The sequence below is a fragment of the Halomonas sp. KM072 genome (genome assembly GCF_050710315.1).
In the GTDB taxonomy this organism is placed as follows: domain Bacteria; phylum Pseudomonadota; class Gammaproteobacteria; order Pseudomonadales; family Halomonadaceae; genus Vreelandella; species Vreelandella hamiltonii.
Window position 1 is genome coordinate 2,096,360 of sequence record NZ_CP136132.1, and the last position, 26,237, is coordinate 2,122,596.

General features: G+C 55.8%; 29 protein-coding genes, 2 tRNA genes and 1 pseudogene. 9 read left to right on the forward strand and 23 right to left on the reverse strand.

Annotated features, from left to right (window positions below):
* Positions 1 to 329 precede the first annotated feature (329 nt).
* The 3 genes from RVM26_RS09930 to gltX form a co-directional block, all read right to left on the reverse strand.
* Positions 330 to 405, reverse strand: a tRNA-Glu gene (locus tag RVM26_RS09930).
* Positions 406 to 452: 47 nt separating this feature from the next.
* A tRNA-Ala gene (locus tag RVM26_RS09935) sits at positions 453 to 528 on the reverse strand.
* 130 nt (positions 529 to 658) lie between these two features.
* Positions 659 to 2,137, reverse strand: coding sequence for a glutamate--tRNA ligase (gene gltX, locus RVM26_RS09940; RefSeq protein WP_498938414.1), 1,479 nt, complete (start codon positions 2,135 to 2,137; stop codon positions 659 to 661).
* A 287-nt stretch (positions 2,138 to 2,424) separates the two neighbouring features.
* On the opposite strand from gltX, the gene RVM26_RS09945 reads away from it, so the two are divergent.
* Positions 2,425 to 2,949: a helix-turn-helix domain-containing protein gene (locus RVM26_RS09945; protein ID WP_016914537.1), complete on the forward strand. Its 525-nt coding sequence runs from the start codon at positions 2,425 to 2,427 to the stop codon at positions 2,947 to 2,949.
* Between the two features lie 21 nt (positions 2,950 to 2,970).
* Here the strand turns inward: RVM26_RS09945 and RVM26_RS09950 are convergent, their stop codons facing one another.
* The 3 genes from RVM26_RS09950 to RVM26_RS09960 all read right to left on the reverse strand — a co-directional run bounded on the left by RVM26_RS09950 (position 2,971) and on the right by RVM26_RS09960 (position 4,384).
* Complete coding sequence (locus RVM26_RS09950; RefSeq protein ID WP_498938416.1) at positions 2,971 to 3,546, reverse strand: hypothetical protein; 576 nt, start codon at positions 3,544 to 3,546, stop codon at positions 2,971 to 2,973.
* Positions 3,547 to 3,866: 320 nt separating this feature from the next.
* Positions 3,867 to 4,229, reverse strand: a complete 363-nt coding sequence (locus RVM26_RS09955) for a helix-turn-helix domain-containing protein (RefSeq protein ID WP_498938418.1) — start codon at positions 4,227 to 4,229, stop codon at positions 3,867 to 3,869.
* Between the two features lie 38 nt (positions 4,230 to 4,267).
* On the reverse strand, positions 4,268 to 4,384 hold the full coding sequence (locus RVM26_RS09960; RefSeq protein WP_498938420.1) for a type II toxin-antitoxin system RelE family toxin: 117 nt from the start codon (positions 4,382 to 4,384) through the stop codon (positions 4,268 to 4,270).
* A gap of 20 nt (positions 4,385 to 4,404) precedes the next feature.
* Here RVM26_RS09960 and RVM26_RS09965 point away from each other — a divergent pair, with 20 nt between their 5' ends.
* The 4 genes from RVM26_RS09965 to RVM26_RS09980 all read left to right on the forward strand — a co-directional run bounded on the left by RVM26_RS09965 (position 4,405) and on the right by RVM26_RS09980 (position 5,966).
* A complete protein-coding gene (locus tag RVM26_RS09965) occupies positions 4,405 to 4,761 on the forward strand; it encodes a baseplate J/gp47 family protein (protein ID WP_287807265.1) in 357 nt (118 codons plus the stop codon).
* 117 nt (positions 4,762 to 4,878) lie between these two features.
* Entirely contained in the window at positions 4,879 to 5,061 is a 183-nt protein-coding gene (locus RVM26_RS09970) for a type II toxin-antitoxin system HicA family toxin (RefSeq protein ID WP_083844167.1), read from the forward strand.
* Between the two features lie 37 nt (positions 5,062 to 5,098).
* Entirely contained in the window at positions 5,099 to 5,518 is a 420-nt protein-coding gene (locus tag RVM26_RS09975; protein WP_081137456.1) for a type II toxin-antitoxin system HicB family antitoxin, read from the forward strand.
* 313 nt (positions 5,519 to 5,831) lie between these two features.
* Positions 5,832 to 5,966 (forward strand): hypothetical protein, encoded by a 135-nt coding sequence (locus tag RVM26_RS09980; protein WP_302476123.1) that lies wholly within the window; start codon positions 5,832 to 5,834, stop codon positions 5,964 to 5,966.
* A 59-nt stretch (positions 5,967 to 6,025) separates the two neighbouring features.
* Here RVM26_RS09980 and RVM26_RS09985 read toward each other — a convergent pair whose 3' ends face one another.
* On the reverse strand, positions 6,026 to 6,376 hold the full coding sequence (locus RVM26_RS09985; protein WP_498938423.1) for a transcriptional repressor LexA: 351 nt from the start codon (positions 6,374 to 6,376) through the stop codon (positions 6,026 to 6,028).
* A gap of 141 nt (positions 6,377 to 6,517) precedes the next feature.
* Between RVM26_RS09985 and RVM26_RS09990 the strand changes: the two genes are divergently transcribed.
* Entirely contained in the window at positions 6,518 to 6,661 is a 144-nt protein-coding gene (locus tag RVM26_RS09990; protein ID WP_498941728.1) for a DUF4113 domain-containing protein, read from the forward strand.
* 5 nt (positions 6,662 to 6,666) lie between these two features.
* Here the strand turns inward: RVM26_RS09990 and RVM26_RS09995 are convergent, their stop codons facing one another.
* From RVM26_RS09995 to RVM26_RS10045, 11 genes and pseudogenes are all read right to left on the reverse strand, one after another.
* Positions 6,667 to 6,936: a hypothetical protein gene (locus RVM26_RS09995; protein WP_154518720.1), complete on the reverse strand. Its 270-nt coding sequence runs from the start codon at positions 6,934 to 6,936 to the stop codon at positions 6,667 to 6,669.
* Positions 6,926 to 8,638 carry an IS66 family transposase gene (gene tnpC, locus RVM26_RS10000; RefSeq protein ID WP_498938426.1) on the reverse strand — a complete coding sequence of 571 codons (1,713 nt, stop codon included), beginning with the start codon at positions 8,636 to 8,638 and terminating at the stop codon, positions 6,926 to 6,928. The genes RVM26_RS09995 and tnpC overlap by 11 nt, the downstream gene beginning before the upstream one ends.
* A complete protein-coding gene (tnpB, locus tag RVM26_RS10005; RefSeq protein ID WP_498938316.1) occupies positions 8,592 to 8,936 on the reverse strand; it encodes an IS66 family insertion sequence element accessory protein TnpB in 345 nt (114 codons plus the stop codon). The genes tnpC and tnpB overlap by 47 nt, the downstream gene beginning before the upstream one ends.
* Positions 8,933 to 9,223 (reverse strand): IS66 family insertion sequence element accessory protein TnpA, encoded by a 291-nt coding sequence (gene tnpA / locus RVM26_RS10010; protein WP_498938428.1) that lies wholly within the window; start codon positions 9,221 to 9,223, stop codon positions 8,933 to 8,935. The genes tnpB and tnpA overlap by 4 nt, the downstream gene beginning before the upstream one ends.
* A gap of 186 nt (positions 9,224 to 9,409) precedes the next feature.
* Positions 9,410 to 10,108, reverse strand: coding sequence for a hypothetical protein (locus RVM26_RS10015; protein WP_498938430.1), 699 nt, complete (start codon positions 10,106 to 10,108; stop codon positions 9,410 to 9,412).
* Entirely contained in the window at positions 10,086 to 11,243 is a 1,158-nt protein-coding gene (locus RVM26_RS10020) for a hypothetical protein (RefSeq protein WP_498938432.1), read from the reverse strand. The genes RVM26_RS10015 and RVM26_RS10020 overlap by 23 nt, the downstream gene beginning before the upstream one ends.
* A pseudogene (locus RVM26_RS10025) lies at positions 11,231 to 12,100 on the reverse strand (PD-(D/E)XK nuclease domain-containing protein); the annotation flags it as partial. The pseudogene RVM26_RS10025 and the gene RVM26_RS10020, both read right to left, overlap by 13 nt.
* 101 nt (positions 12,101 to 12,201) lie before the next feature.
* Entirely contained in the window at positions 12,202 to 12,891 is a 690-nt protein-coding gene (locus RVM26_RS10030) for an RNA-dependent RNA polymerase family protein (RefSeq protein WP_498941730.1), read from the reverse strand.
* Positions 12,878 to 13,399, reverse strand: coding sequence for an RNA-dependent RNA polymerase family protein (locus tag RVM26_RS10035; protein ID WP_498938434.1), 522 nt, complete (start codon positions 13,397 to 13,399; stop codon positions 12,878 to 12,880). Before RVM26_RS10035 ends, RVM26_RS10030 begins: the two co-directional genes overlap by 14 nt.
* A gap of 508 nt (positions 13,400 to 13,907) precedes the next feature.
* Positions 13,908 to 14,126 (reverse strand): PD-(D/E)XK nuclease domain-containing protein, encoded by a 219-nt coding sequence (locus tag RVM26_RS10040; protein WP_498938436.1) that lies wholly within the window; start codon positions 14,124 to 14,126, stop codon positions 13,908 to 13,910.
* A 240-nt stretch (positions 14,127 to 14,366) separates the two neighbouring features.
* Entirely contained in the window at positions 14,367 to 14,723 is a 357-nt protein-coding gene (locus RVM26_RS10045; protein ID WP_498938438.1) for a S24 family peptidase, read from the reverse strand.
* Positions 14,724 to 15,254: 531 nt separating this feature from the next.
* Between RVM26_RS10045 and dusA the strand changes: the two genes are divergently transcribed.
* Positions 15,255 to 16,307: a tRNA-dihydrouridine(20/20a) synthase DusA gene (dusA, locus tag RVM26_RS10050; protein WP_498938440.1), complete on the forward strand. Its 1,053-nt coding sequence runs from the start codon at positions 15,255 to 15,257 to the stop codon at positions 16,305 to 16,307.
* A gap of 67 nt (positions 16,308 to 16,374) precedes the next feature.
* On the opposite strand, the gene RVM26_RS10055 is transcribed toward dusA, so the two are convergent.
* Both RVM26_RS10055 and RVM26_RS10060 read right to left on the reverse strand, forming a co-directional pair.
* Entirely contained in the window at positions 16,375 to 17,826 is a 1,452-nt protein-coding gene (locus tag RVM26_RS10055) for a catalase (protein WP_498938442.1), read from the reverse strand.
* Between the two features lie 186 nt (positions 17,827 to 18,012).
* Positions 18,013 to 19,044, reverse strand: a complete 1,032-nt coding sequence (locus tag RVM26_RS10060; protein WP_039176399.1) for a succinylglutamate desuccinylase/aspartoacylase family protein — start codon at positions 19,042 to 19,044, stop codon at positions 18,013 to 18,015.
* 199 nt (positions 19,045 to 19,243) lie between these two features.
* Between RVM26_RS10060 and RVM26_RS10065 the strand changes: the two genes are divergently transcribed.
* A complete protein-coding gene (locus RVM26_RS10065) occupies positions 19,244 to 19,855 on the forward strand; it encodes a TetR family transcriptional regulator (RefSeq protein WP_498938445.1) in 612 nt (203 codons plus the stop codon).
* 61 nt (positions 19,856 to 19,916) lie between these two features.
* Complete coding sequence (locus tag RVM26_RS10070; RefSeq protein ID WP_498938447.1) at positions 19,917 to 20,846, forward strand: alpha/beta fold hydrolase; 930 nt, start codon at positions 19,917 to 19,919, stop codon at positions 20,844 to 20,846.
* Between the two features lie 6 nt (positions 20,847 to 20,852).
* Here the strand turns inward: RVM26_RS10070 and RVM26_RS10075 are convergent, their stop codons facing one another.
* From RVM26_RS10075 to RVM26_RS10085, 3 genes are all read right to left on the reverse strand, one after another.
* Positions 20,853 to 21,527, reverse strand: coding sequence for a hypothetical protein (locus RVM26_RS10075; protein ID WP_498938449.1), 675 nt, complete (start codon positions 21,525 to 21,527; stop codon positions 20,853 to 20,855).
* A 220-nt stretch (positions 21,528 to 21,747) separates the two neighbouring features.
* Positions 21,748 to 24,936 (reverse strand): efflux RND transporter permease subunit, encoded by a 3,189-nt coding sequence (locus RVM26_RS10080; RefSeq protein WP_498938451.1) that lies wholly within the window; start codon positions 24,934 to 24,936, stop codon positions 21,748 to 21,750.
* Positions 24,936 to 26,216, reverse strand: a complete 1,281-nt coding sequence (locus tag RVM26_RS10085) for an efflux RND transporter periplasmic adaptor subunit (protein ID WP_498938453.1) — start codon at positions 26,214 to 26,216, stop codon at positions 24,936 to 24,938. The genes RVM26_RS10080 and RVM26_RS10085 overlap by 1 nt, the downstream gene beginning before the upstream one ends.
* Positions 26,217 to 26,237 lie beyond the last annotated feature (21 nt).

Genomic DNA, 26,237 nt, shown 5'->3' on the forward strand with positions numbered 1-26,237 from the left:
TCTGTGGATAACCCTGTTCACAACCACTACAAAACGTCCCGTAATCGCCATGAACAGTGACCCAGCCTTAAATTGGTCATTTTTTAACCTCTCATAAGCCATTGATTTAAAAGAGATTAAGCTAAGACGCTGATTTTTTATGTCATATTCACGAGGCTGTGCACAACCCTTTACCCAGACGAGCAAAAGTGAACAAGTCAAGCACAATATTGACAAAAAAAGCGATAAATTGGCTAAAACGCCAAACAGGAAGCAGCCGAAAAAGCAACGCGACATTGGGTTGCTATCGAGACTTTTCAAAGGGGAAAATACAAAAAACCAGAAGAAGGTGGCGTCCCATAGGGGGTTCGAACCCCTGTTCCCGCCGTGAAAGGGCGGTGTCCTAGACCACTAGACGAATGGGACGTATCTACCTTTTTACATCATGGTACATCGTTAGCATGGGCTAATGATGGTGGAGCCTAGCGGGATCGAACCGCTGACCTCAACACTGCCAGTGTTGCGCTCTCCCAGCTGAGCTAAGGCCCCACATGTCGTGAAGACGGAGCGTATATTACTGATTACGCTCGCCTTCGTCAACCCCGTTTTCGCAAGAAGCGTCAAATATCTCGCTTGCCGCTCATCTGACGCTCCCTGCCCCTCTGTACAGGTCGAGTGTTTACAGGTCGCGGAACTCTTTTTCGAAGCGTTTCGCCTGCTTTTTCGATACGCCACCCAATACCTCGATAGCGTGGCGCAAGCGAGCCCGCGTCACGTCCGACCCGAGAATCGCCATGGCGTCCATGACGGACGTGCTGGAAGCACTGCCCGTAATGGCAATGAACACCGGCGCCAGAAACGCCTTCATCTTGAGCTCGAATTGTTCCGCCAGGTGTTTGACTTCCGTCAACAGCGCTTCCTTGTGCCAGGCATTGACGGCTTCGAAGCGCCATACCAGGAATTGCAGCAGTTTCACCAGCTCTTCGTCTTCCAGCTTGATAGCATCGAAATCCTGCTTTTCCAACGAGGGCAGCCCAGAGAAGAAATGGCCCGCCAGCGGAACCACCTGCGAGAGCGTCTCTACCCGCGGGCGAACCTGGGGCAGGATCTGTTTGACATAGGCATCGTTGAACGCCCACTCGCGCAGCGCCAGCAGCAACGCATCGTCATCCAGGTCTTCACGAATATAAACGCCGTTCAGCCAGGTCAGCTTCTCCAGATCGAATACCGGCCCACCCAGCGATACCCGCTGAATGTCGAACTCAGCCATCATTTCGCTCAGGCTGAACTTTTCGCGCTCATCCGGCATCGACCACCCCATCCGACCCAGGTAGTTGGTGACGGCCTGGGGCAGGAAACCCATGCGACGATAATAGTTGATCGAGGTCGGGTTCTTGCGCTTGGAAAGCTTCGACTTGTCCGGGTTGCGCAGCAGCGGCATGTGGCAGAGCTGGGGCATTTCCCAACCGAAGTAGTCGTAGAGCAGCTGGTGCTTGGGTGCCGAGTTGATCCACTCTTCGCCACGCAGCACGTGGGTGATGCCCATCAAATGGTCATCGACCACGTTGGCCAGGTGATAGGTGGGCATACCATCGGACTTCATCAGGATTTGTGCATCCACCTGCGTCCAGTCCACTTCTATTGTGCCACGCAGCATGTCACTGACCACGCAGACGCCTTCACTGGGCACGTTCATGCGGATGACATACGGCCAGCCTTCCTGCTCACGACGCGCTTGCTCGGCGGCATCCAGCGCCAGGTCTGCAGGCTTCAGGGCCAGATGCAGGCCTGCTTCCTTGCGGGATTCACGCAGCTCATCAAGCTCTTCACTGGTGCGGTAGCACTTGAAGGCATGGCCTGCATCCAAAAGCTGCTGCGCATACTGGGCGTAGATCTCGCCGCGCTCGCTTTGACGGTAAGGGCCATGCGGGCCGCCTACATCAGGGCCTTCGTCCCATTCGAGCCCCAGCCACCGTAACGAGTCGAGAATCATCTGTTCTGATTCAGGGGTAGAACGCACCCGATCGGTATCTTCAATGCGCAAGATGAACTGACCACCGTGCTGACGGGCAAAGCAGAGGTTGAACAGCGCAATGTAGGCCGTGCCTACGTGCGGGTCCCCAGTGGGGGAAGGCGCAATACGAGTACGTACGGTCATCAATCTATCCTTGTGGCGGTAAATGCATCGCCACATTATACGCGCCCCAGCTATATCCAACAGCACCCGCAGGGGAACGAGTTTGCCTCAAAAGCGTCATAACCCAAGCTCAATGTTCACGGTGTGGAAGATGCGCGTTAAAGCACAATCGCTTAGTATGGTGAAGTACCCATGATTCGTGTTCATGCATGCGAACGACTCTCATCGTTTACAGCGTGTTCTGAGCGCCACCGAATAGGTGGAAGTACATTTAACGAGCTGATTTAGCTCATCGATAGGAAGATGAAATGGAATCGCTAGGCTCACGTATCAAGCAACTGAGGCTTAGGGCCAAGCTCAACAAAGCTGCCCTAGCACGTAAAGTTGGCGTGTCGGATGTCACCATTTCTTATTGGGAATCTGGGGCAATCAAACAGATCGGCCATGAACGCCTGGTGGCGCTCGCGGACGCACTGGATTGCTCGCTTGCTACCCTATTGGAAGGAGACAGCGCGCCGCAACTGCTCACCCTGAACCATACTGGTCCCCTCCCCTGGGAACAGGTTCAGGCCACTGCTATCACCGTGCCGCATCACCTGCCGTTGAAGATCGACTGGAAAGCACCTTGCGTGATGGTGACCCCTGCCAAGGAAGCAGATTTTTCACCAGCGTCGGCGGGAGACCTGCTGCTCCTCGGCCCGACACACGTGTTTCACAAGGCTGGGCATTACCTGGTACAACGGGATGATCAATACGTCATTGAGCACTATACAAAAGCGCCCAATAGCACGTCGATCCATGCCGTTCTGCTTGCCCACTGGTGTGCTGCCTAAAGCATCTTTACCTCCCCGTCCCTAATTGTCCTCAAACACGTCCACCTGGTCGCGCGTTCGTCTTGGTTCACTGCCTATCAAGAGACGCCGCGAGTAGGTGGCCACCTGACCCAACCCATGGCGGGACTGGCTGACCAGCTCTCCCGCCAAATGCTCACCCAGATCACCAATGCGTGCCCGCACGCTGGCTGGCTGAACAGCGGCTTCGGAAAGCTGTACTCGCACCACGTAACCGCCATCCGGCAACCCACTTCCCGTACCCAGCGGCCCGACTTCGAACTGCCCTTCCCTGACTTGAGTACGTGCCTGCCAGCGCACGCGGCTCAGCTCACGCTCGACCACGACCTGTACCTGGGCTCCGTCCGGCAAGTTGGTCTGGCCCGCAATCATCAATCGGCGGTCAGAGAGTAGTTGAGCAGAGGTCGACAATTCCACCTCCAGCGGCTCGATAGGCTCGTCTTCCGCTACTGGCTCGGCCGCGGCGGTCTCTTCCACCTGAACCGTCTCTGCCGGCGCCTCCTCTTCGGGACCACTGCAACCCTGCAACATCAACGCACCCAGCAGAGCGGCTCCTGCGTAACCTAGCGCTTTCCCCATCACCACGTCTTCCCCTTGTTATTGGCGGATACCTACCATACCGCCTTTGACCACAAAAAACGCAAAGTGATGCAAGCATTTACCCACTATCAGACCAGGCTTGAGAAGCGCTTTGAAGGACACGCGGAATTGTTGGGGTTATGGATATCGTCAACACCTCTTCCCTTTGCAAAAGCCACCCCATCGAACGCCTTCGCGCGCGTCGCCGCCAGAAGCCACCACCCACCAGCGCGGCCTGAAAGATCGCGTCACCCGCGACCGCCCCCGCGTCGAGTACGCCCAGCGGGTGCGGCTCATCTATCGTAGGGAAAGAGGGATGGCTAGGTAAGGTCGCTCAGTTCAACCTCTAAAGCAGTCGCAATACGGGTTAGCACACTCAACGAGCCGCTTTTTTTCCCTGACTCTATTTCGGAAAGGTACCCTTGGCTGATCCCTGCTTTTTCCGCCAGCTCACCTGCACGTAGTCCACGGTATTCGCGGTACACCTTCACGGGTGCCACGCCATCCAGCAGCGCATCCACAACCGCCACAGGAAATGACTCTTCACCACGCGCCACCACCGCGTTGGCAGCGTCAATATCGTCCTGGTCTTCCAGCCGCGCAAGCAACGCATGGTACTCCTGCTCAGGCAGAACCACTAACCGCTCGCCCGTGGGCGTTTGAATAATTTGAGGTATGCTCATGCAGCCTCCTGTAAATTGTCTGGTGCGTTATGGGCACTTTATTGATAAACGCCGCCACGGGCACCGATGTTAATGATGTCGAGTACATCGCCATGCTCGTCGATGATCACCCGCCAGTCGCCTACCCGCAGCCGAATATAATCGCTCCCCTTCATCATTCCCGCCAGCCTATTCGGTGTCACTAACCCCACGCTCGGTGGCCAGCCCGGAATCCGTGGAGGTCGTGCTTACCATTCTCTTCCGCGAAGCCGATGGCCAACCCAGCAAAGCGTTGCTGGACGCCGTTCGCAAGCGCGTCGATGAACGCCGCCCGCTGACGGATCGCCTCACCGTGCAAGCCGCCACCCTGCTGCCGTTCAGCATCACGGCGATGCTGGCCCTGCGCATCGGCCCCGACCTACTGCCCGAAACCCCGCTCACGCTCGCGGGCTTCAAGCCTCAAATCGACGCCACGGCTTGGCTGGTGAGCGAGGTCACGCACAACTTCACGGAGCAGGGGTATACCTGCAGCATTCGAATGGAGAGGCGGTAGCGGTACACAAACCATTGGCTCTCTGAACAGCAACCGGGGTTATTGGGGTTATAAATTTTGACAGGCTCACAAAACAGGGTTATAGTAACCCCATATTCAACGACAAAGGGGCGGGAGGTGAACAGCAGAGTACTGATCAAGGAACTGGAAGCGGATGGATGGACATTAGTCAGAGTCAAAGGCAGCCACCACCACTTCAGGCACCCGACCAAACCCGGCACCATCACCGTGCCACATCCGAAAAAGGATCTGAAAACGGGATTGGTCAAAGGAATCAGGAAAAGCGCTGGCCTCGAATGAGGCTGGCCACTGCTGCCCCCACTGATAGAGGTGAGCCATGTTATTTCCCATTGCCATTGAACGCGGCGACGAACAACACGCCTATGGCGTCATCGTGCCCGACCTGCCCGGCTGCCACTCCGCAGGCGACACCTTCGAAGAGGCCCTGGCCAACGCCAAAGAAGCCATCGATGGCTGGCTGGAAGTGGCCGTTGAATACGGCGATCCCATCCCCGAAGCCACGTCCATCGAACACCACATGGACAATCCCGACTTCACTGGCTGGATCTGGGCCGTCGTCGATATAGACGTCACCCCGTACCTGGGCAAAAGCCACAAGATCAACGTCACCCTGCCCGACCTCCTGGTCAAACAGATCGACGACTTCGTCGCCCGCCACCCCGGCGACAAAACCCGCTCCGGCTTTCTCTCCCGCGTTGCCATGGCCGAACTGGCCAGGAACAAACAAGCCAGCTAAGCCCCAAACAAAACCCCCCAGCCATTCCATGGCCGGGGGTATCAGTGCCGCATCCTTCTGGCGAGGCGGAGTCCGTCCCGCGTGCTTCCAAGCGACTGATTTATCTTCTCAAAAAATCATCAGGCGGCTGTAAGCCATCGCTGATTCGTGTGTAAGAGATCACCGACACAGCTCAGCAATATGCCTACGCCCCGATGTCAATCGGCCTCGTGATTTTACCAAATTCGACCTTGACCAACGCCATGACAATCACTATATAAAGTATAGTACTCTATGGTGGAGTACCATATATAGCCACTTGAGGGCATTCGGCATGACCAAAACGACCGTCAATAAGAGCGCGAAAACTGGCCGCTTTGTTTCCGCGAAAGAAGTGAAGGCAAAGCCCAGCACCACGTTCGTTCAGACAGTGACCAAGCCGAGTGGAGGAAAAGGCAAGAAAAGCTAATATAAATAAGCCCTTAGTCATCGCCAATGACTAAGGGTTTTCCACTGACAGAAGTACGCTTACAACGCCCAGCACCGCGCCTGCCTCACCACCACCCCACGAAATTGCGTCGCGGTAATGAAGCACCCTTCTCCACCCAAAGGCGGCAACAAGCGGCAGCGGCTGCCCACGCGCTGGGTTTTGAACAAGCGGTACTCGCCCTCTACCTCCGCCACCACCAGATCCGCATGACCATACGAGCGCGCTTCGTCCACCACCAGCACGTCGCCTTCCATCCATGGCCCACCGGGGTGCGCCTCTTCGCTGATCTCCACCAGAAAACAGGTCGGCGGGAATTTTCGCCGGTCCATCTCCGCTACCGCCGGGTGCTCCACACCCACCACGGCAGGCCCCAAGTAGGTCACTCGCATGCTGTTGCCCTGTGCTTGCTCCACATTTAGCAACGTGCCTAAGCATTGGCCGTCGCTTCCCTAGCGCTTAATACTGTACAAGAAAACAGTATTAAACAAGGGCTATGGAAGGGCACGTTCAGCCCATAGCTAATGGCCACCATGGACGCCCTAAACGAAAAGATGGGAAAAGGCACGGTACGCCTGGGCCTACCGGAAAAGAACGCCACCTGGCACCTCCGCTGCGCGAACCGAAGCCCGCGCTATACGACGCACTGGGATGTAAGCGTTCATTCCAAGACGTAGTTGACCTACTTCACGTCACGGAGGGGCCTTAATAACTCCGGCGAGACCTTGTATTGCTTCCTGCCATCCTCGCCCAGCACGATCACACTCTTGCGGTTGATCTTGGTGACGATCCCCAATACCGGGCCTTCCCGGCCCTCGAAGGTCACCTTCAAGCCAACCCGCAACCGACTCAAGGCTTGCAGGGTTTCCTGTTCTTGCAGTTCATCAATGCGCTGGCAGATGTACTGGTTCAGTTCCAGCAACTCGTCGATGCTCATGTCCTCAATGCGCATGGACGACCTCCACCGGTGTAAGTTGCGTGGCTTGTCGGTTCGGATGACGTGGATCGATCAGCGCCCGTAACGGGTTCTCGGCGAACCGGGTTTTCCAGAGCCGGGGCGTCAGGTCGCTGACCTCAAGGGCCGGGTGCTGGCTGATGCGTTGCAGTACGTCCACCAGATATGTGTACGGGGTAATATCGTGCAGCTTGCAGGTGCTGATCAGGCTCTGGATGATACCCAGGTGTTCGGCGCCCAGTTCAGTCCAGCAGAACATCCAGTTTTTCTTGCCCATGGGAATGGGGCGTAGCGCCCGCTCCAGGTGGTTGGTGTCTGGCTGCACGTCCGGGTTTTCCAGGAACACGGTCAGGCTGGCTTCCCGGCTGAGAACGTAGTTCAGGGCCTTGGTCAGTGGGTCGCTGGGCACGAGGCCGCCTCGCTCCAACTGATCCCGGCACCACTGGAAGAAGTCGCTGACCACCGGCTTCGAGTGATCCAACCGGTACTGGCGTTTCTTCTCGCCAGTTAGCCCCTGAGCTTTGATGGCCTCTTCATTCCGATACAGCATCGCGATCCGTTGCAGGGCCTCGGTGACGGTCTCAGGATGATCTTTCTGTGCTTCGATAAAATAGCGGCGACCATGCACCCAACATTGGGCATGGGTGACGTTCTCCTGAGCGGCAGCGTAGCGGGCATAGGCCGCGTAGCCGTCACTGATCAGGGTGCCGCTGAACGATTCGCTGAGTACCTGTTCAATGTGGGCGCGACCACGGCTGTTCGAGTAGGTGAACACCACCTCGTCGGCATCGCCGTATAACGGCCAGAACCAGCCGGTTTTCATCTTGCCTTTTTGCGGGCCTGCGCGCCCCTGGTGGCCGGCTTTGATGGGCGTTTCATCCATCGCCAGCACCCGGCTGCGCAACACGTTGTCGGTCTGGGCATCCACGATGGGTCGCAGCAGGTCGATGGCCCGCTTGACCAGGTTGGTCAGGGTGCTGCGACTGACGGTGACGCCGGCTTGCCGGATGCGTTGGTGCTGACGATACAGCGGCAAGTGGAACTGGAATTTGTCCACCAACAGTCCGGCCAGCAGGCTGACATCGGCCAGGCTGTTGTCCAGCACGTTGAACGGGGCCGGTGTGGTGATGGGCTTCTCGGTGCCCTTGCGCCGGAACACTGGCCGCTCCACCTTTAACACCACGTAACTGGAGGCCCGCTGGGCCAGCCGGAAGGTAGTCTTGCTGCCAATCACTTCGTACTGATCGGCCTCCGGGCCGGTCAGCTCCGGTGGCAGGTGCTCAACCACTTCTACCGGCACATCGGCAGTAAAGCGCAGGCCGGTGTCGTTCAGGCAGTCGTCATCCCGCTGTTTCTTGCCAGTGCCGCGCTGATAGGCTTTAACCGTGCGCTTCTCATTTTTCGGCGGCTGCGCCGGAACCGGGGCGTCATCCGACGCGAACAGGCTATCCTGCCCAGGCAGGTCAAACACCTGCTTCTCGGACTTGGGACCGAACAGCTGCTTCTTGAACCAGTCCAACTGCCGCTGCATGACCTGAAGTTGTTCACGCAGCAATGCATTCTCCTCGGCCAGAGCCGAGTAAGAAGGCGTGTTGGAAGAGGTAGTGGAAGTCGTTGAACTCATGGCCGATATTATACCGGAAGTCCGTCTCCTATACCCCTCGAAAACGCTTGAACTGGCGGTATTTATGCACCTCAATGCCATCGATCAGCAGTTGCAGATCCGTCAGGGTCAGGGCTCGCTGCCCCGAGGCAGATAATGGCACCCGGAACTGCCCTTGTTCCAGGCGCTTGGCCCACAGGCAGTAACCGGTGGTCGTAAAATACAGCATCTTCATCTGAGTCTTGCGCCGATTAACGAAGACGAAATACTGGCCGCTGAGCGGGTCGTGCTTCAACTGATTCCGAACCAGGGCACTCAGGCCCCGGAACGATTTGCGCATGTCGGTGGGCTCGGTGCACAGCCAGATGCGGGCCTGGCTATCGAGTCCGATCATCCGTGCTGGCTCAGCCGGAGTTCAACGCCGTTGCCCAGGCTGAGCACAATGTGCCAGCCTGGGCCGGAGGATGGGGAGTTGCCCATCAACGACGAGAGATCCAGAAAACCGGCTTCACCGGATCCAGTCGAATCATTGGTCGACGGATCGGACAGACGCTTGCGCCAATTGCAGAAACTGGCGTAACCAATGTTCCCTTGTTTGCAAAATTGCGAAGCCGAGAGGCCGCTGTCACGCTGCTGATCAACCAGGGTCTGCCACTGTTCGGGTGTGCGGTGCTTTCTCATGGGGGTAACCTCGTGTTGGAAAATGTGAGGTTACTGTAGGGCGAATTTTAGCGAGGCGGCAGAACGTCGTGGAATGAACGCTTACCTGGGATGAGCTGATGAAGGCGTATACGGATAAGGGGGCGGCCAAGAATGTAAAACCCAATACCCCTAGAAAGATAATTGGGTATTAAAAAACACTCTAGATTAGTATTTTACAATATTTTTGGCTGAACAAAGGAAAAACTCTAAGACTTCTTCGTAGACATTATGATCTAAACCTAACAAGCCGGAAGAAGAAATTTCTACCTTACCCTCTCCAAAGTTAGTACTAACACGCATGCGAATATTACTAATTGTATAACTCTTTTTATCAAGAAAGCGCTCAAGATCTTCGTAAGCATTTTTCGAAGATGACATAGAGACATCAGCGTATGAAGAATTACTGACTTCAACACCTTTAGCTTTAACTTTATCAACTAAATAATATTTAATCTTATCAAATGTGATAATTTCACTTACAAAACTTTCAACTGATAGCTTGAGCTCTTTAAAAAAAACATGACCGTTTGTGACTTGAATCAAAAAATCAACAAGGATTTTCAAACTTCTAGGGGGGTTTAATATTAGAAGTAAACAACCACCCTTTTCATCAAACTGATGCAACTCAAACTGATATCTAGGATAACGAACAACGTCAATTTCAGTTTCTTCACCATGAATATCAATGATTTTTTCCCGCATTACAACTTTTTCAACATAAACTGCAGAAACTGAAGTCTCACTATACTCAATTAGTGAAATCAAGCTAGACTGAGAGCTAAGCTCAGCCAATCCAGACAACTTTTCTATTAGCTGTTTCAAAGATATGTCAAGAACGCACTTAACTACTTTCACCTTGATCATGATCTTCTCCTAGCGGCTTGTCATCATCGCTTGAAATATGTTGGATAGCTTCCTGCGCAGCCTTTTCAATTTTAGCACCAAGCTTTCGCTCCATCATAGAACTGAAACCAATTTTACTTGAATTATACTCACCTGCTTTTTTGTATTTATAATAACCTCTCGCCAGATAAGAAAAATCGGTAAAATCTTCCGCATTATTAAATTGGGCTTCGAATTCATATATATCTGAATCGTAGCTATCTTCAACAGATTGCCAAACTATCTTCCAAATATAAAAACCTTTACTGTAAAGCCCCTTTATCTCTCCAGAATTCAACACCCTCTCACCTTTAAGAGATGCACGAGTAATATGGACACCAAGGGCTGAGTCGTCTACACTATTCGCTTCACTCTCAGACTCTTCAAAATCATCTACTTCATCATCAGCGCTTTCACTTTTATTTTTAGGATTATAGATAAAAACATCAGTAACGTCGTGATGCTTTAAACCTTCAAGATTATACACCAAAAATTTGAAAAATTCTGTACGTTTATCAGGGTTGCCAATACCAGTCATATTAATATTTTCAACAGACAATTGAACATTGTTATCCTCAGACGCTTTTTTGATCAAAACTTTTTTTACATTCTCGACTGTATCCGTCAAAGGGCTTCTTATGAGTAGCTTACCGTCTTCAATCTCAAGATTTATAACACCCTCTCTATTAACTACTTGACTGAATTCATTTTTATTAAAATTAGTGACACGATAGTTCACTACAATCTCAACTTTATCTTTAACTCTATTTACTTGTGCGACAGCGTCATACTCTTTTAAAAGCTCATTAATATCATTAGCTGCATCCTCAATATCATCAATAGTAAGCTGCCCCATATCTACATATGAAACTGTAGATTTATCGCGACGCGAAGTAGCGCCCAACCTCTTAGCCAAAGCCTGATAATCATAATAATCGTGTAAAAGCCTAGAAAAGTATCTAGCTAGATCTTCTCTTGAAGCATCAGCAGATATAACTATACCCCTAGCTAAAAAAAGATCTTTCAAATCACTTTTCGTTAGCTTCGATTGATGTAAGGCATCATATATCGCTTTATCATTAATACTATATAAATTCCCGTACGTCATTTTTCCCATCCCACATCAATGGTATTGAAAACCTTACTCCAAGTATCTATTAAAACAAATTCGATATCATTAAGCAGTTTTTCTTTATATTCATCAAACCCCCAAGCTTGAGAGTAAGCAACTTTTGCTTTCTCAAAATTTGATCTTATCTCAAGATCTCTGTCAGAGCATGCAACTCTGAGCCTTATTTTTTCGCCTCTATCTAGTATCTGAAACCTTGAGATCATATCAAACAAATACATAAACTCTCGGTGATCACTGCCTGGACGATTATAATAAATGACATAGCCGGGGCCATAACACTCTTCTACAGATGCAGTTTTTTCATTATACTTCTTTACTTCATCATGTTTAATTATTAAGTAAGGAGCTGTCAAAAGCTCAATTGTCGCAGCGCGACCATACGCTTCACCATGAGTTTTATGAAGCGTTAACTCTGGATAGAAAAAAGCATAATTATCTTGAGGAAAGCTTTTATGATGATGCAATCGACTCACATCATTCACTACAGTGGTTAAATAATTAACAGCCATAGGATCTAAGATATGAAGGTATTGCCCTTTTTTTACTGAAAGACTATCAGTATTTATTGATGCCGAGTCTTTATCATCTTCATCAGGCGTAATGAAATTATAAAACTTATTATCATATTCGCCATCATGGTTATATACAAAGAGAACGCCTCTGACATCAGGAGATGAGATTCCAGATGGCGCATACCTGCCTTTCCAGACTGAACTAACTCGTGCACATTCAATTGTGACTCCTAAAGATTTAAGAGCACTTCTTACATTTGACTGTTTTATCGACCCTTTTTTATAGCTCTTCAAGTCTGTATTAAGATATACAATTTTATTTAAGTACGGATCAGAGTATGATCGGCATAGGGGCGGTCAGCATGGCTGACCGATCCCCTGCCACACCACCCGGCATGCGGGTCCGCACCGGGCGGTTCGAGAAGTTGAGGTTATGAGAGACGGGGCACGCCCAACCGATCAAAGTAGGCCACCGTTAATACATGATGGACTCCCGACAGACTGTTGTGCCACCAACGACGACTCAACGCCGCCACCGATTGTGCTACCCTCGGCGTCGCGCCAAGACGCAGCAGCTCACGATAAATCGTCTTACCCCGACGCCATTGCTTTAGGTGCAAAGCTCTTAAACGTCTTCGTATCCACCCGTCCAGCGACCGCCAGATACGAGGTGTTTGCGACAGCTTAAAGTAGCCTTGCCAGCCTAAAAGGTAGCGTCGTAGATAGGCGACGACCTGTGCGATACTGCGCCCGCCATTTCGGCGTGTCAGTTGCCTAATCCGCTGTTTAAATGTCCCCAACGCTTTGGCTGATATACCACGTCGGACATCTCCACCCTTGGCTTCCCACAGGGCGTAGCCCAGGAACTTGCGGCCAAACACGCTGGTGACCGCACTCTTGGACTCATTGATCGTCAAGCGCAGCTTACTGTAACAGCGTCGTAGCAAAGCCATGACTCGCTCCCCTGCTTTCTGGCTACGCACGTAAACGTTGCAGTCGTCGGCATAGCGAGCAAAGTGGTGGCCGCGATGTTCCAGTGTGCGATCCACCTCATCCAGCAGGATATTGGCCAGTAGCGGCGATAATGGGCCACCCTGCGGCGTCCCCTCATGCCGATGAATGCCCCCCTCCTTCCATTATTCCCGCATTCAAATACGCACGAACCAGATGGATAACACGATTATCCTGGATGCGTTTCCTCAGGCGGTCTATCAGGATGTCATGATTGACTCGGTCAAAGAATCGTGACAAGTCAACATCAACAACGGTGTGGTAACCCTGTTGGGCGAAGCGCTGAGCAGCTTGTACGGCATCATGGGCACGGCGGCCCGGACGGAAGCCGTAGCTGTGCTCGCTAAAAGTAGGATCGATCAGCGGTTGTAGAACTTGCAGCAGTGCCTGTTGGATAAGACGGTCAGTCACGGTGGGTATCCCCAGTTCTCGTTCGCTTCCATCTGGCTTCGGAATAGCCACTCGGCGGACAGGCTGAGGATAATATCGACTTGCAAGAAGCTGCTGTCGAATATCGGGCCAGGCCCACCTTAGGTGCTCGGCGGTCTGAGCAATGTCCAGACCATCGATGCCTGCTGCTCCCTTGTTGGCACGCACGCGCTTCCATGCACGTAGCATGTTCTCTCTTGCGAAGGCCCGCTCAAGCAGACCTTGCCCTGCGTCCTCCGACACTTGTCGCGGGAGGCCAGTTTCATCGCTGGAGCAGGACGACAAGGCTTCACCTTGGCATGCCTTCTCCCGCCCCGCAGTCGCGGGCATCTGATGCATTACTGATCTCATCGACAAGACGTTTGACGCTCCTTCTCGTTCAGCCCTTTGCTCCAAAAAAAAAGACGAGGAGCTACTACGGCCTCTGCTGACTTCTCGCTCCGTGTGGTCACGTTGCCCTTTCAGGCATAAGGCGAGATCTCCCCGGGTAAGGACACACTCCTTCACCGCACAACCGCCGGATATACGCTACGTCGCCTTGGCCACAAGAGCTTCGCGGCTTCTTGCCCGCTCGCCCTGCTCGGCAGCGCCTCCTATCCGGTTCTTGTTCATCGGCTCGCGGTTTACGCTCCACGCTTCCTTCCCACGGTTGGTCACCCTTCCGCAGTTGCGCTTCGCTTCGTTCGCTGTGGCCAGCTTACGGGAGGACTTGCACCTCCAGGAGTGCGCCCGTGCCGGGCGCACAAAAAACCACATCCACAGGATGTGTATGGTTCTCTTTTCTTGAATGAGCACTAGGCTTACAGCAAGGAAAGTTCTCATCCATCAGATCAGCTTTTTTCCATCTAAAAAACTCAAAAAGCTCTTCAGAAACAAATTTTGCCATTTTTTCTGTATTACTTGTCTCACCAGCCATAATTCACCACCATTGAATGTAAAATCATAGCGCGCCAATATATCAAAAATCAATAACCAAAATTTTATATATTCAAATGTTTTTATTGAGATGTGTAAATATTTATATTGACGCTCTAATTTTCTTCAAAACGACCTCGCATAAAAACACTAACATTTACTTTATTCAATTTTATGCTTATAAATAAACAACCCGTGTAGGACAGTTCAAGCAAAGTTGTTTGAATACGTTTAGCTGAACCTACACCACCCGCCCAATCCGAACCACACACCGCCCCAGAATCTCCACATTATGCATATCCTGCGGCTTGATCATCTCTGGCTGGTAATGGTCGTTATCGCTAATCAAGTACAACGCTCCACCCGCCAAGCGCTGCACCCGCTTAATCCGCCTTTCCCCGCTCACCAGCAGCAAGAACACACCTTCCTGCTTCGGATCGCGGTTACTCCGATCTACCAGCACCCAATCGCCATCAGCCAGGGTGCCGTCCATCGAATCGCCACGCACTTTGATGCCCACCACCTGGGCAGGGTCTAGCCCCTGCTCGGCCAGCTCGCTGACACGTTGACGAGCACTTCCTTCAGCGCAAGCTAGCACGTGTGCGCGAGCGCTGCAGGTTAAAAAGCATCGTCTTCGACATTAAGAGCCTAACCCATGAACCCTAACAACACCATTAACCCTAAGCTGAATTATGCCCCGCGAAGCTGCCAGCAGCCCATGATGGCCTAGCTCAACAAGCACGCATGTGCCGAAAGGACGCGGATTCAACAGCTTGAAGTGCTTTCCAGGAAGGCCCCTGCTCGCCTGCTGATGTTGCGCGGTATTGCACAGGACAAACAAGACATCCTCTCCACCGGATAGCACGGTGATGAAATCCTCGACCTGGCCTGCCCACTTCTGAGCCCGAGCGTTGGTGCTGCACGTTTTACTCTGTGAGCGATGGCCTTTCTTCCGTACAATAGTCCGCCACTCCCCTTGCCGCTTCTGAAAACTCGCTCTTGGTGTACCACGATTTTTGGAAAGTGGGCGTTCTCCGCCACTAGATACAGTGGCGGTACACTGAGGGCGGCTTTAACGGTATCAGGTGGCAACATATGTGTATATTCATACAGTTACAGAATTTATTAAATGACTGATTTTATTAGCAACAACAGTGCCGACAGGGGTAGGTTGTTTTCTGTGGCCCCCATGATGGACTGGACCACAAGAGACTACCGTGCGTTCGCTCGCACCTTGACCAGGCGTGCGCTGCTGTATACCGAGATGGTGACCACCGGTGCGGTGCTGCACGGCTCCCCGCGTGAGCGCTTTTTGGGGTACAGCGAGGTGGAGCATCCGATTGCCCTGCAGTTGGGGGGTAGCGATGCGGGAGAGTTGGCGGAGTGTGCTGCGATTGCTGAGGCGTGGGGGTATGACGAGGTCAATCTGAACGTGGGCTGCCCCAGTGACCGGGTGCAGAACAACATGATTGGCGCCTGCCTGATGGGCCACCCTGAAAAAGTGGCCGCCGCAGTCAAGGCCATGCAGGCGGCGGTGTCGATTCCGGTGACGGTGAAATGCCGTATTGGTATCGATGACCAGGATGAAGACGCCGATTTGGCACGGTTCATTGATATCGTGGCTTCGGCAGGCTGCAGCGTGTTTACCGTTCACGCCCGCAAAGCCTGGCTACAGGGGTTATCCCCGAAAGAGAACCGTGACATTCCACCGCTGAACTACCCTCGGGTGCACCGCTTGAAACAGAGCCACCCCGAGCTGCACATTGGCATCAACGGCGGGATTAAAACCCTGGCCGAGTGCCAGGCGCAGCTGGAGCACGTGGACAGCGTGATGGTAGGCCGCGAGGCGTACCAGAACCCGTGGCTATTGGCCGGTGTCGATGAGCAGCTGCTTGGTGAGCCCGGCCCGGCCCGCACGCGTCTGGAGGCGGCCACGGCCTTCCGCCCCTATATCCAGCAGCGCCTGGATGAGGGCGCCAAGCTGAATCATATTACGCGGCATTTGCTGGGGCTGTTCCAGGGTTGCCCGGGCGGGCGCCGGTTCCGCCGTCATCTCTCGGAGCACGCACATAAAGAGGGTGCAGGCTTACGCTTGTTTGATGATGCGCTCGGCTTGGTTCGTGAGCCTGAGTTCGATGCGGAGCCTCTCGACGAGCAAAAAAACCGCCAGCCCGTGACCTGACGACCAACAGGCTGGCAGTTTAACGAACGCCCAGCGATTTTATCGTTGGGCGTTTTCTTTTGGGAGGCTACTGCGCGCGAACGCCTTGCTCAATACGCTCGCCTACTTCTTGATCGATGTTGCGCCAATACTCAAACGCGCGCTCCAACACCGGCTCGGTGACGCCACCGGAAAGGTGCCCCACCACGTTGGAAACCAACCGGTCACGCTGGGCATCGTCCATCACCTCACGCACCAGGGTGTGCGCTTGGCTCCAGTCGTCGTCATCTTTGCGCAGCGTGTACGCGGTGCGTACGAATTGCCCATCCGTCGACCACACCGCATCTTCCGGGTAGCGCTGCCCATCTGCCTTGGGGCCGCCTTTGCTATTGGGCGTGTACACCGGGTCGGTAGAGTGACGAATGCGCATCGCGCCGCCCTGGGTATAGCTATGCACGGGGCTCTTGGGCGTATTAACCGGAATATGCTTGTAGTTCACCCCTAACCGCGCACGGTGGGCATCGGCGTAGGAAATAGAACGAGCCAAGAGCATTTTATCCGGCGACAGCCCAGTGCCGGGCACCATGTTGTTGGGTTCGAACGCGGCCTGCTCGATTTCGCTATGGAAATCGGTAGGGTTGCGGTCGAGCGTCAGTTTACCCACTTCGATCAAGGGGTAATCTTTGTGTGACCACACCTTGGTCAGATCGAAGGGATTAACGCGGTAGGTCTTGGCATCCTCAAACGGCATGATCTGCATGTGCAGCGTCCAGGTGGGGTAATCCCCGCGATTGATCGCCTCAAACAGGTCGCGGCGGTGGTAATCGGCATCGCTGCCGGCCATCTGGTCAGCCTGTTCCTGGGTCATGCATTTGATACCTTGATCGGTTTTAAAGTGATACTTCACCCAAAACCGCTCGCCTTCTGCGTTTACCCACATATAGGTATGGCTGGAATAGCCGTTCATGTGCCGCCAGGTGGCGGGAACGCCGCGGTCGCCCATGAGCCATGCCACCTGGTGGGCCGACTCAGGCACCAGCGTCCAGAAATCCCACTGCATGTCGTGGTCTCGCAGGCCGTTGTCAGCCCGGCGTTTCTGGGAGTGAATGAAGTGCTGAAACTTCATCGGGTCGCGAACGAAAAACACGGGGGTGTTGTTACCCACCATGTCGAAGTTGCCTTCTTCGGTATAGAACTTGATGGAAAACCCGCGGGGGTCCCGCCAAGTGTCCGGGCTTCCGCTCTCGCCTGCCACGGTCGAGAAACGGATCAGCACATCGGTCTTCTTGCCTGGCTGTAGAAAGCCAGCCTTGGTGTACTGTCTGACATCCTGGGTCACTTCAAAATGACCAAACGCCCCGCTGCCTTTGGCATGGGGCTGACGGTCAGGAATCATTTCACGGTTGAAGGCCGCCATCTGCTCCATCAGATAGTGGTCATGCATGACGATGGGACCATCGGCCCCTACCGAAAGCGAGTGCTCGTCGCTGGCAACCGGAATACCGGCTTCATTGGTGGTGGGGTGCTGGTGGCTACTCATGGCGCTTCCTCCTTGTCACATTCGACCAGACGCCGTTGCGTCGTTGGAAATGGCCCACATCGCACGAGGCATTTCGCCTTTACGCTGGCAGGCTCCCCAACAGGTATAGTCAACAAGCAGGCATATCGCCATCCATGGCGCCTTAACGTTGGCTATTGAAGCGATCAATATCTGCTATCAAAAAGCTCAATACAGGGAGTCGGGAGGCGGTTCCAGGCTGGATTGAAAGCTTTCGATGGCCGTCTCGGCTTCTTCTATCTCATCGAAGCGAGCGATGTGATACAGCGCTTCGCCCTCATTGGCCAGCGGCAGGCGGCTCATGCCAATCACGATGCCATCGGCCATGGCCAGCACCTCGCCCTCATCATTGCCGAAGGGGTCCGCTACCTTGCCCAGCACTTCGCCCTTGGCCACGCGCGCCCCCAGGCGCACCTGGGGCCGTAAAATGCCATCGATAGGCGCACGCGCCCAACTGGAGCCATTGGCCAGCTCGGCGGGGGCAGGGGTACGGCGGCGCTGCTCGCCACTCAGCATGCCCAGTCGGCGCATGACCCTGAGGATGCCCTTGACGCCAGGCGCAATCGCCCACTCGTCGAAACGTAATGCCTCACCGGCTTCATAGGTCAGCACGGGAATGCCCAGGTTCTGGGCATAGTGGCGCAGGCTGCCTTCCCGCAGTTCGGCATTCAGAATGACCGGGGCTCCAAAGGCATCGGCCATGCGCTCGGTTTCGCTGCCAGGGGTCAACTGCGCACGAATTTGCGGCAGGTTGGTGCGATGAATCGCCCCCGTGTGCAGGTCGATGATATGCGTCGCATGATCGACGATCTCATCTCTGAACAGCGCGGCAATACGCCCCCCCAGCGAGCCCTTTTCGCTGCCCGGAAAGCAGCGGTTCAAGTCACGGCGGTCGGGCAGGTAGCGGGTCTGCTGCAAGAAACCGAAGACATTGACCACCGGCACGGCAATCAGCGTTCCGCGCAGGCTGTTGATGGACTTCGAGCGCAGCACGCGCCGCACGATTTCCACGCCGTTGATTTCATCCCCATGGATACCGCCACAGACCAGCATGACCGGCCCCTCCTTGCGGCCATGCACCACCTCGACGGGAATATGCAGCGGTGTGTGGGTGTAGAGGCGTGCCACCGGCACATCGATCTGTAACCGTTGGCCGGGCAGTACGGTATGCCCGGCTAGCGTAAAAGGCGCTCGCGCCATGACAACTCCTCGATCAAGCATCGTGCAGTAGCTAAAGGGTTGGAAAACCTGATGTCTGAAAACTCTGTTTAGCATTATCCGACATCTTTGTTAACGCACGCTATGAAGTTCTCTGATTAACCATACACTTTTGAATGTAAAAAACCGGCGAGTTCATATAAAATACGCCGCATACGTGTCGAGAGTGAGGTGAGGTTCCATGGCAAGAAAAACCAAAGCGGAGGCTGCGGCAACGCGCGAAGCGCTGCTGGATGCGGCTGAAGAGGTGTTTTTCGAAAAAGGCGTTGCTCGCACCTCGCTTGAGCAGATTGCCCGCCATGCGGGGCTGACCCGCGGTGCCGTCTATTGGCACTTCAAGAACAAGGGCGATCTGTTCATGGCGCTGGTGGAGCGGGTGCGCATGCCCTTCCAGTCATTGATCGATGAAGTCAATAACGCCGACCCACACGTCTCGCCGCTGGAAGCCATTCGCCTGGCTTGCCACGCAGGCTTGCAGCGTATCGAACAACCTTCCCATCAGCGTATTCTGTCGATCCTGCTCCATCGCTGTGAATTCTTCAGCGATATCAACCCCATTGCCATGCAGGATGAAATCGGCGAAGAGTGCTTCGACGAAATGCTGCCGGTGTTCCAACTGGCTCAGCAACAACAGGATATGCGCGAAGATATCAGCCCGGAAACGGCCACCCGCCTGATGCAGTGCGCGATCGGCGGCCTGTTTCATGATTGGCTGCGCACACCCGATGCTTTTTCTGTCTCCGAGCGCGGCGCAGAAATCATCGATACGCTGATCCGCATGATGCGCAAGTAAACGCTCTACTGCACCGCAGCATTGCATCTATACTACAGGCACCACATGACAGGAGCCGTGTATGGATGCCTTGGAGTTTGTACGCGTACGTGAGCTGGAGATTGCGGTTCGCATCTGGAACCCTGACGCCAAACGAACCCTGATTGCCTGGCACGGGCTGGCTCGCCACGGCGGTGATTTTGCCGCCCTGGCCCGCGAGCTCGGCAACGAATGGCGCGTACTGGCCCCGGACACCCCAGGGCGCGGCCTATCGAGCTGGTCGCTGTTTCCCGCCCATGACTACCTTTACAGCCACTATGTCACCGTTGCCATCGCGCTGCTGGACCACTACCAGTTGGAGCAGGTGGACTGGCTGGGCACCTCCATGGGAGGGCTGCTTGGTATGCTGATCGCCGCCGACGAGCAACACGCAGCACGCATTGCGCGTCTGGTCCTCAATGACGTTGGGCCTGAACTCGACAAGGAAGGGCTGATTGCGCTGTCGAGCTACTTTGGCGTCACCCACCGTTTCAACAACTTTGCCAACCTGCAGGCAGAGCTGATCAAGCACTATGCCAGCTTCGGCATCACCAGCGAGGCGGAGTGGCGCGAGCTGGCGCTCAATAGCGCACGACGCCTGCCCGATGGCAGTTGGACCTACCACTTCGACCCCCGCATAGGCGAGCAGTTTATCCACGACACCCCCCGGGATACCTGGGCCGACTGGGCGAAGATTCGCTGCCCGCTCATGGTCATTCGCGGTGAAACGTCGGCTCTGCTGGCCGCCGAAACGCTGCCCAAAATGGCCGAGTCACAGCCGTCGTTGGTGACCATGACCGTGCCGGGCTGCGGGCATGCGCCGATGCTCAACGACGCCCAGCAGGTCAAGCCCATACAGCGCTTTCTGACGACTCCGTTATCCGCCTCTTCCACGGCGACACCTGCCCAGCCAACTGGCACGTTCAGCCAGTGGCTGGCAGATGTTTGGCGCTACCTGAGAGGCGGTAGATAGGGCTGGTTACGTCGGGTAGCCGTTGGGATGGTGCTTGTGCTGCAAGCGCAGCTTGTTGAGGCGTACCCGCGTATCCAGGTAGTCCTGCTCCATGACGCTGCGGTAGGCCCCTTCACTGGCCAGATATTTTACCAATACACGACGCTCACCCGGCCGGGGGCAATCCCCCGCCTTGCAATGCAGGCGCACCACGCTGTTTGGCTCATTGAGCAGCCGAGCAGTGGCAACGCCCTGCTGGTCGCGCTCGGCCACTACCGCCGTGGCGCCCAGCAGGCAACGGCGCTGGAACGGCGGGTAGCGATGCAGCCCACGCTGCAGGGCGTGACACACGGCGGCCGCCAGCGGCGAAGCAACGGCAAAGGAAGCCCACAGCACCAGCACGCCCACGGGCACTCTCAACATGCCCAGCGGTAGCCAGCGCAGCACCAGCAGCTCGACGGCCAGCGAGATGGCGCCTGCCAATAGAACGAGCAGGCTCAGCGCCAGTGAGGCGGGCACGCCCGCAAAGCCCAGCGAGACGAGCGTGCTCGCCATGTGGTCATCGCGCAGACTATCGCGTTCGAACAGCTCCAAAGGTGCCAGTCGCAACAACACCAGGAGCCAATAGAGAATGCCCAGTATCAGCAGCAGGGCAAAGACGATGGTAGGAAACTGCAGAGCAGCAGACATGAAGGTTTGCATGGCGTGTTCTCCTCCGGGCAAGCTGCCCGGTCTTGTTCTCGCCTGAGCCTATTGTCGACCATTATTGTGCTACTCAGGCTAAAACGATGGTCACTTTCAGCTTAGCTCATCTTAGCCATGTCAGTAGCTCGGGCATTGACCCGTATCAGCCTTTGGCCCGACGCCCACAAAAAACGGGCACCCCTTGGGGTGCCCGTCTGGTGGATCGCTGGCGATCAGGTCAGGTCTGATCGTGACCCAGCGCCGCCTGCTCATCATCCTTGCGTTCAGGATGACGCTTGCGGTAGAGCCAGTCAGAAACAGTGGCAATCATGGCGTAGAAGCTGGGAATGAACAGGCTGCCCAGAATCGCCACTGACGCCATACCCATCGCCACTGTGGTACCGATATGGTGGCTACTCACGTCACTTGCGCCGGTCGCCAGCGCCAACGGCAAAGTGCCGAAGATAAACGCCAGCGAGGTCATGACGATGGGCCGGAAGCGCAGCTCGGCCGCCGTGATCGCGGCTTCACGAATCGTCTTGCCCTGCTCTTTACGCTGCAGCTCGGCAAACTCGACGATCAGGATCGCGTTCTTGGCCGCCAGCCCCACGACCACCAGCATACCGATTTGCACGTAGACACTGGTATCCAGCCCGCGCAGCACGATACCGCCAATCCCCCCGAGGAAGGCAAACGGGGTGGCCGTCAAGACCGCCAGCGGCAAGGACCAGCTCTCGTACTGGGCCGCCAGGATCAGGAACACCATCAGGATACCGAACACGATGGCCAGCATGGCGGTATTGCCCAGGTTGGCCTCCTGATACGCGGTACCGGTCCAGCCCATGCCCCAGTTCGGCCCCAGCGTTTCCAGCACGACTTCTTCCATGGCCGCGATGGCTTGCGCCGAGCTGTAGCCCGGAGCCGCCCCGCCCTGGAACTGCGCCCCGATGTACACCCCGAAGCGTGACACTACCGAAGGTCCTACCTGGCGCTCCAGCGTCACGAACTCGGATAACGGAATGCGCTCACCGTTGCCGCCCCGCACGTAGACATTGTTGATGTCTTCGGGGGTCTTGCGGAACTCGTCCTCGTTCTGCAGATACACCTGGAAGTTACGGTTCTGGTAGCTGAAGAAGTTGACGAAGCCATTACCAAAGGTATTGGAAAGTGCCGAAGAGATATTCTCCAGGGCCACGCCGTAGCTCAACGCCTTCTGCTGGTCGATCTCCGCCCGGAACGAGGGAACGTTCATGTTGAACGTGGAGAATACTTGATTCAGCGCAGGGTGCTGGTTCGCCGCCCCCATGATCTGCAGCGATGCTTCATACAGCTCACGGGGCGATGCGCCGTCGAAGGATTGCAGGTAGCCGGTGAAGCCCCCAGTGGTCGACAGCCCCATGATGGGCGGCACGTTGAAGGCCATGGCCGAACCACCGTCGATGCTGGCACCCAGCTGCATGATACGGCCCACCAGCTCGTTGGCGGTCAGGTCGCGCTCCGACCAGGGCTGCATGTTGACGAACATGATCCCGCGTGCGGTGTTCACCGCGCTGGACAGAATGTCATACCCCGCCACCGCCGAGGAGTACTGCACGCCGGGGATATCTTCAATGGCAGCACTTAGCTCGGCCATGTAGTTCTGGGTACGATCCAGCGAGGCAGCGTCCGGCAGCGACACGCTGACCAGCACGATCCCCTGGTCCGTTTCGGGCACCAGCGTGGAGGGCGTATTGGCATACAGCCAGTAAGAGCCCGCCCCTACCGCCACGGTCAGCGCCAGCGCCAGCACCCAGAAGCGCACCAGCTTCTTCACGAACCACATGTAGAGCGCCGTGAAGCCTGCGAAGAAACGATCGAACAGGCGCAGCGGCGTGGTAATCGCACGCTTGAAAGCGGACTGACGGGTCTTGTGCAGGTTGTGCTTGATGAAGATCGCGGACAGCGCCGGGGTGAAGGTCAGTGCCATCAGCGCCGACAACGCCACCGAGATCGCCACAGTAATCGCGAACTGCTGGTAGATCTGGCCCGTGAAGCCGCCCATGAAGGCCACCGGCACGAACACCGCCGCCATGATCAGCGACGTGGCGATGACCGGCCCACCGACCTCTTTCATGGCGCGAATGGTGGCATCGCGAACGCTGATATCGTCCTCTTCGCTGAGCACCCGCTCGACGTTCTCCACCACCAGAATCGCGTCATCCACCACGATACCGATCGACAGCACCAGCGCGAACAGCGTCAACAGGTTGATCGAAAAGTCGAACAGGTAGAAGCCGGCAAAGGTACCAATCACCGAGACCGGCACCACCGACATGGCGATGACCGTAAAGCGCCAGTTCTGCAGGAAGATGAACAGAATCACGATAACGATCAGGAACGCTTCGATGAACGTCTTGAGAACCGTCTCGACAGACGCATCGATGAACAGCGTCGTATCGTAAGGCGTCACGTACTCTAGCCCCGGCGGGAAGCGTTCAGCCAGCTCTTCCATGGTCGCCCGAACCGAGTTGGCCGTTTCCAGCGCGTTGGCGCCCGGCTGCTGGTTGATGATGATGGGCGTCATGGTCGCGCCGTTCAAACGCGCATCCACACCGTAGAAAGAGGCGCCCAGCTCGATCCGTGCCACGTCTTCCAGGCGCAGCGAAGAACCATCAGCATTGGTGCGCAGGAAGATATTGCGGAAATCATCCGGGCTGGAAAGACGCCCGCCAGCGGTAATGGTGTAGGTATAGGCACGCGGCTCGCTCTGGGGCGTCGCGGCAAGACTACCGGCCGGAATTTCGGTGTTCTGAGCGCGAATGGCACTGGCCACTTCGCTCGGGGTCAGGTCGTACTGGGCCAGCTTGTCGGGATCCATCCAGATCCGCATGGCAAACTCGCCGCCCCCCAGCACCTCGGCGTTGCCCACCCCAGGCACCTGACGCAGCTCATCGAGAATGTTGAGGGTGGCATAGTTCTGCATGTAGACGTTGTTGTAGTCACCGCTGGGCGAGGTCAGCGCCACCAGCATCAGAATGGAGTCGGAACGCAGCTCCACGGTGACACCCTGAGACTGAACGGCCTCTGGCAACCGGGACAAGGCCCCCTGCACGCGGTTGTTGACGTTGATGGTGTTGATATCACCATCGGTGCCGATGTTGAACGCCACGCTCAGGCTCATCAGGCCGTTGTCGGCGCTGTTGGAGGTCATGTACAGCATGTCCTCCACGCCGTTGATGGCTTCCGCCAGGGGCGCGGCCACGGTCTGTGCCACGGTCTCCGCATCGGCACCGGGGAACTGCGCCTGTACCGAGACCGTGGGCGGCACCACGCTGGGATACTGCTCGATGGGCAATATCCGCATCGCCATCGCGCCTACCAGCGTCAGGATAATCGCCAGCACCGTGGCGAATATCGGACGACTGATAAAGAAGTTAGAGAAATTCATTATTGAGCACCCTCTTCCCCTTCCGCGGGCGCTTCACCAGCGCCTTCGGACATCTCGGCAGCCGCTTCGGCCTGCTCCTGCTGCTCTTGCGCTTCGGCTTCTTCCACGTCATCGACCAGCTGTTCTGCATCGCCATCGAAACGCACCGGATCGATCACCATGCCCGGCTCGAGACCCGCCGGGTCGCCCACCACGACGCGCTCGCCAGGTTCCAGGCCATCCACGATGATCTGCCAGGGGCCAGCCACATCGCCCAGTTGAACCGTCCGCTCACGCGCCTTGCTCTCGTCATCCAGCACGAAGACGCGAGGGCCCATCAGCCCTTGGGTAACGGCAATTTCAGGCACCGCGATGACGTCGAACCGCTTGAGACCTTCGAGGCGGACGCGCACGAACTGGCCAGGCAACACATCACCATTGGGGTTGTCGAACGTGGCCGATGCTTGCACCGTACTGGTGCCGGTATCCACGCGGGAACCGAGGAAATTCAGGCGGCCCGCCAGCTCACCACCAGCGCTACCCGCTAACCCGGGCACGCTGAGATGGGCGGTAATGGAGGACATGTCACCGGCGCTGTCGGCCAACTGGCGACGCAGCTCGAAGGCATCACGCTGGGGTAGCTGAAAGCGCACTTCCAGCGGGTCCAGGGGCGTGATGGTGGCCAGCTCAGTGCCTGACGTGACCAGGTTGCCCACGTTGATCTGGCTCAAGCTGATCATGCCCGACACGGGCGCGGTGACGTTGGAGTAGCCCAGATCCAGATTGGCACTGGTGAGTGCGGCTTCCGCCTGTGCCACGCTGGCCTGCGCAACCCGCTGCTCTGCCAGCGCCTGGTCGTACTGCTGGCGGCTGACCGAGTTCTGGCTCAGCAGCTGCTCGAAACGCTGCGCATCCCGCTGGGCGCGTGCCAGCTCTGCCCGGGCGCTCTGCAGGTCTGCTTCACGCTGGTTCACCGTGGCCTGGTACAAGTCCGGCTCGATGGTGTAGAGGCGATCTCCCTCCTCGACCATTTGCCCAGGTTCGAAATGCCGCTCTTCCAGAAAGCCGTTGACCCGCGCCACCAGCGTGACTTCACTGTCGCTACGCAGCAGCGAAGGATAGGACTTGTTGAGCGGAATGTCCTGACGGCTTACTTCAGCGACTTCCACCGCGTGGGGTGGCGCTTCCTGCTGCTGGCCCTGCTGCTCCTGGGACGGCTGTTCCTGGCCACAAGCGGTCAGCGCCAGCACGGCGATCAGCGTCACCAGGCTCGCCCGGGTGGAGTGCATCACTCTTTTCATGCGTCGAATTCCCATTCATTT

Excerpts from the sequence above, each read along its gene's own strand:
- gltX (WP_498938414.1), bottom strand. The coding sequence starts at position 2,137 with ATGACCGTACGTACTCGTATTGCGCCTTCCCCCACTGGGGACCCGCAC.
- RVM26_RS09945 (WP_016914537.1), top strand. The coding sequence starts at position 2,425 with ATGGAATCGCTAGGCTCACGTATCAAGCAACTGAGGCTTAGGGCCAAG.
- RVM26_RS09950 (WP_498938416.1), bottom strand. The coding sequence starts at position 3,546 with ATGGGGAAAGCGCTAGGTTACGCAGGAGCCGCTCTGCTGGGTGCGTTG.
- RVM26_RS09955 (WP_498938418.1), bottom strand. The coding sequence starts at position 4,229 with ATGAGCATACCTCAAATTATTCAAACGCCCACGGGCGAGCGGTTAGTG.
- RVM26_RS09960 (WP_498938420.1), bottom strand. The coding sequence starts at position 4,384 with ATGAAGGGGAGCGATTATATTCGGCTGCGGGTAGGCGACTGGCGGGTG.
- RVM26_RS09975 (WP_081137456.1), top strand. The coding sequence starts at position 5,099 with ATGTTATTTCCCATTGCCATTGAACGCGGCGACGAACAACACGCCTAT.
- RVM26_RS09980 (WP_302476123.1), top strand. The coding sequence starts at position 5,832 with ATGACCAAAACGACCGTCAATAAGAGCGCGAAAACTGGCCGCTTTGTT.
- RVM26_RS09985 (WP_498938423.1), bottom strand. The coding sequence starts at position 6,376 with ATGCGAGTGACCTACTTGGGGCCTGCCGTGGTGGGTGTGGAGCACCCG.
- RVM26_RS09990 (WP_498941728.1), top strand. The coding sequence starts at position 6,518 with ATGGACGCCCTAAACGAAAAGATGGGAAAAGGCACGGTACGCCTGGGC.
- RVM26_RS09995 (WP_154518720.1), bottom strand. The coding sequence starts at position 6,936 with ATGCGCATTGAGGACATGAGCATCGACGAGTTGCTGGAACTGAACCAG.
- tnpB (WP_498938316.1), bottom strand. The coding sequence starts at position 8,936 with ATGATCGGACTCGATAGCCAGGCCCGCATCTGGCTGTGCACCGAGCCC.
- tnpA (WP_498938428.1), bottom strand. The coding sequence starts at position 9,223 with ATGAGAAAGCACCGCACACCCGAACAGTGGCAGACCCTGGTTGATCAG.
- RVM26_RS10015 (WP_498938430.1), bottom strand. The coding sequence starts at position 10,108 with ATGATCAAGGTGAAAGTAGTTAAGTGCGTTCTTGACATATCTTTGAAA.
- RVM26_RS10020 (WP_498938432.1), bottom strand. The coding sequence starts at position 11,243 with ATGGGAAAAATGACGTACGGGAATTTATATAGTATTAATGATAAAGCG.
- RVM26_RS10035 (WP_498938434.1), bottom strand. The coding sequence starts at position 13,399 with ATGCTACGTGCATGGAAGCGCGTGCGTGCCAACAAGGGAGCAGCAGGC.
- RVM26_RS10040 (WP_498938436.1), bottom strand. The coding sequence starts at position 14,126 with ATGGCTGGTGAGACAAGTAATACAGAAAAAATGGCAAAATTTGTTTCT.
- dusA (WP_498938440.1), top strand. The coding sequence starts at position 15,255 with ATGACTGATTTTATTAGCAACAACAGTGCCGACAGGGGTAGGTTGTTT.
- RVM26_RS10055 (WP_498938442.1), bottom strand. The coding sequence starts at position 17,826 with ATGAGTAGCCACCAGCACCCCACCACCAATGAAGCCGGTATTCCGGTT.
- RVM26_RS10060 (WP_039176399.1), bottom strand. The coding sequence starts at position 19,044 with ATGGCGCGAGCGCCTTTTACGCTAGCCGGGCATACCGTACTGCCCGGC.
- RVM26_RS10065 (WP_498938445.1), top strand. The coding sequence starts at position 19,244 with ATGGCAAGAAAAACCAAAGCGGAGGCTGCGGCAACGCGCGAAGCGCTG.
- RVM26_RS10070 (WP_498938447.1), top strand. The coding sequence starts at position 19,917 with ATGGATGCCTTGGAGTTTGTACGCGTACGTGAGCTGGAGATTGCGGTT.
- RVM26_RS10075 (WP_498938449.1), bottom strand. The coding sequence starts at position 21,527 with ATGCAAACCTTCATGTCTGCTGCTCTGCAGTTTCCTACCATCGTCTTT.
- RVM26_RS10080 (WP_498938451.1), bottom strand. The coding sequence starts at position 24,936 with ATGAATTTCTCTAACTTCTTTATCAGTCGTCCGATATTCGCCACGGTG.
- RVM26_RS10085 (WP_498938453.1), bottom strand. The coding sequence starts at position 26,216 with ATGAAAAGAGTGATGCACTCCACCCGGGCGAGCCTGGTGACGCTGATC.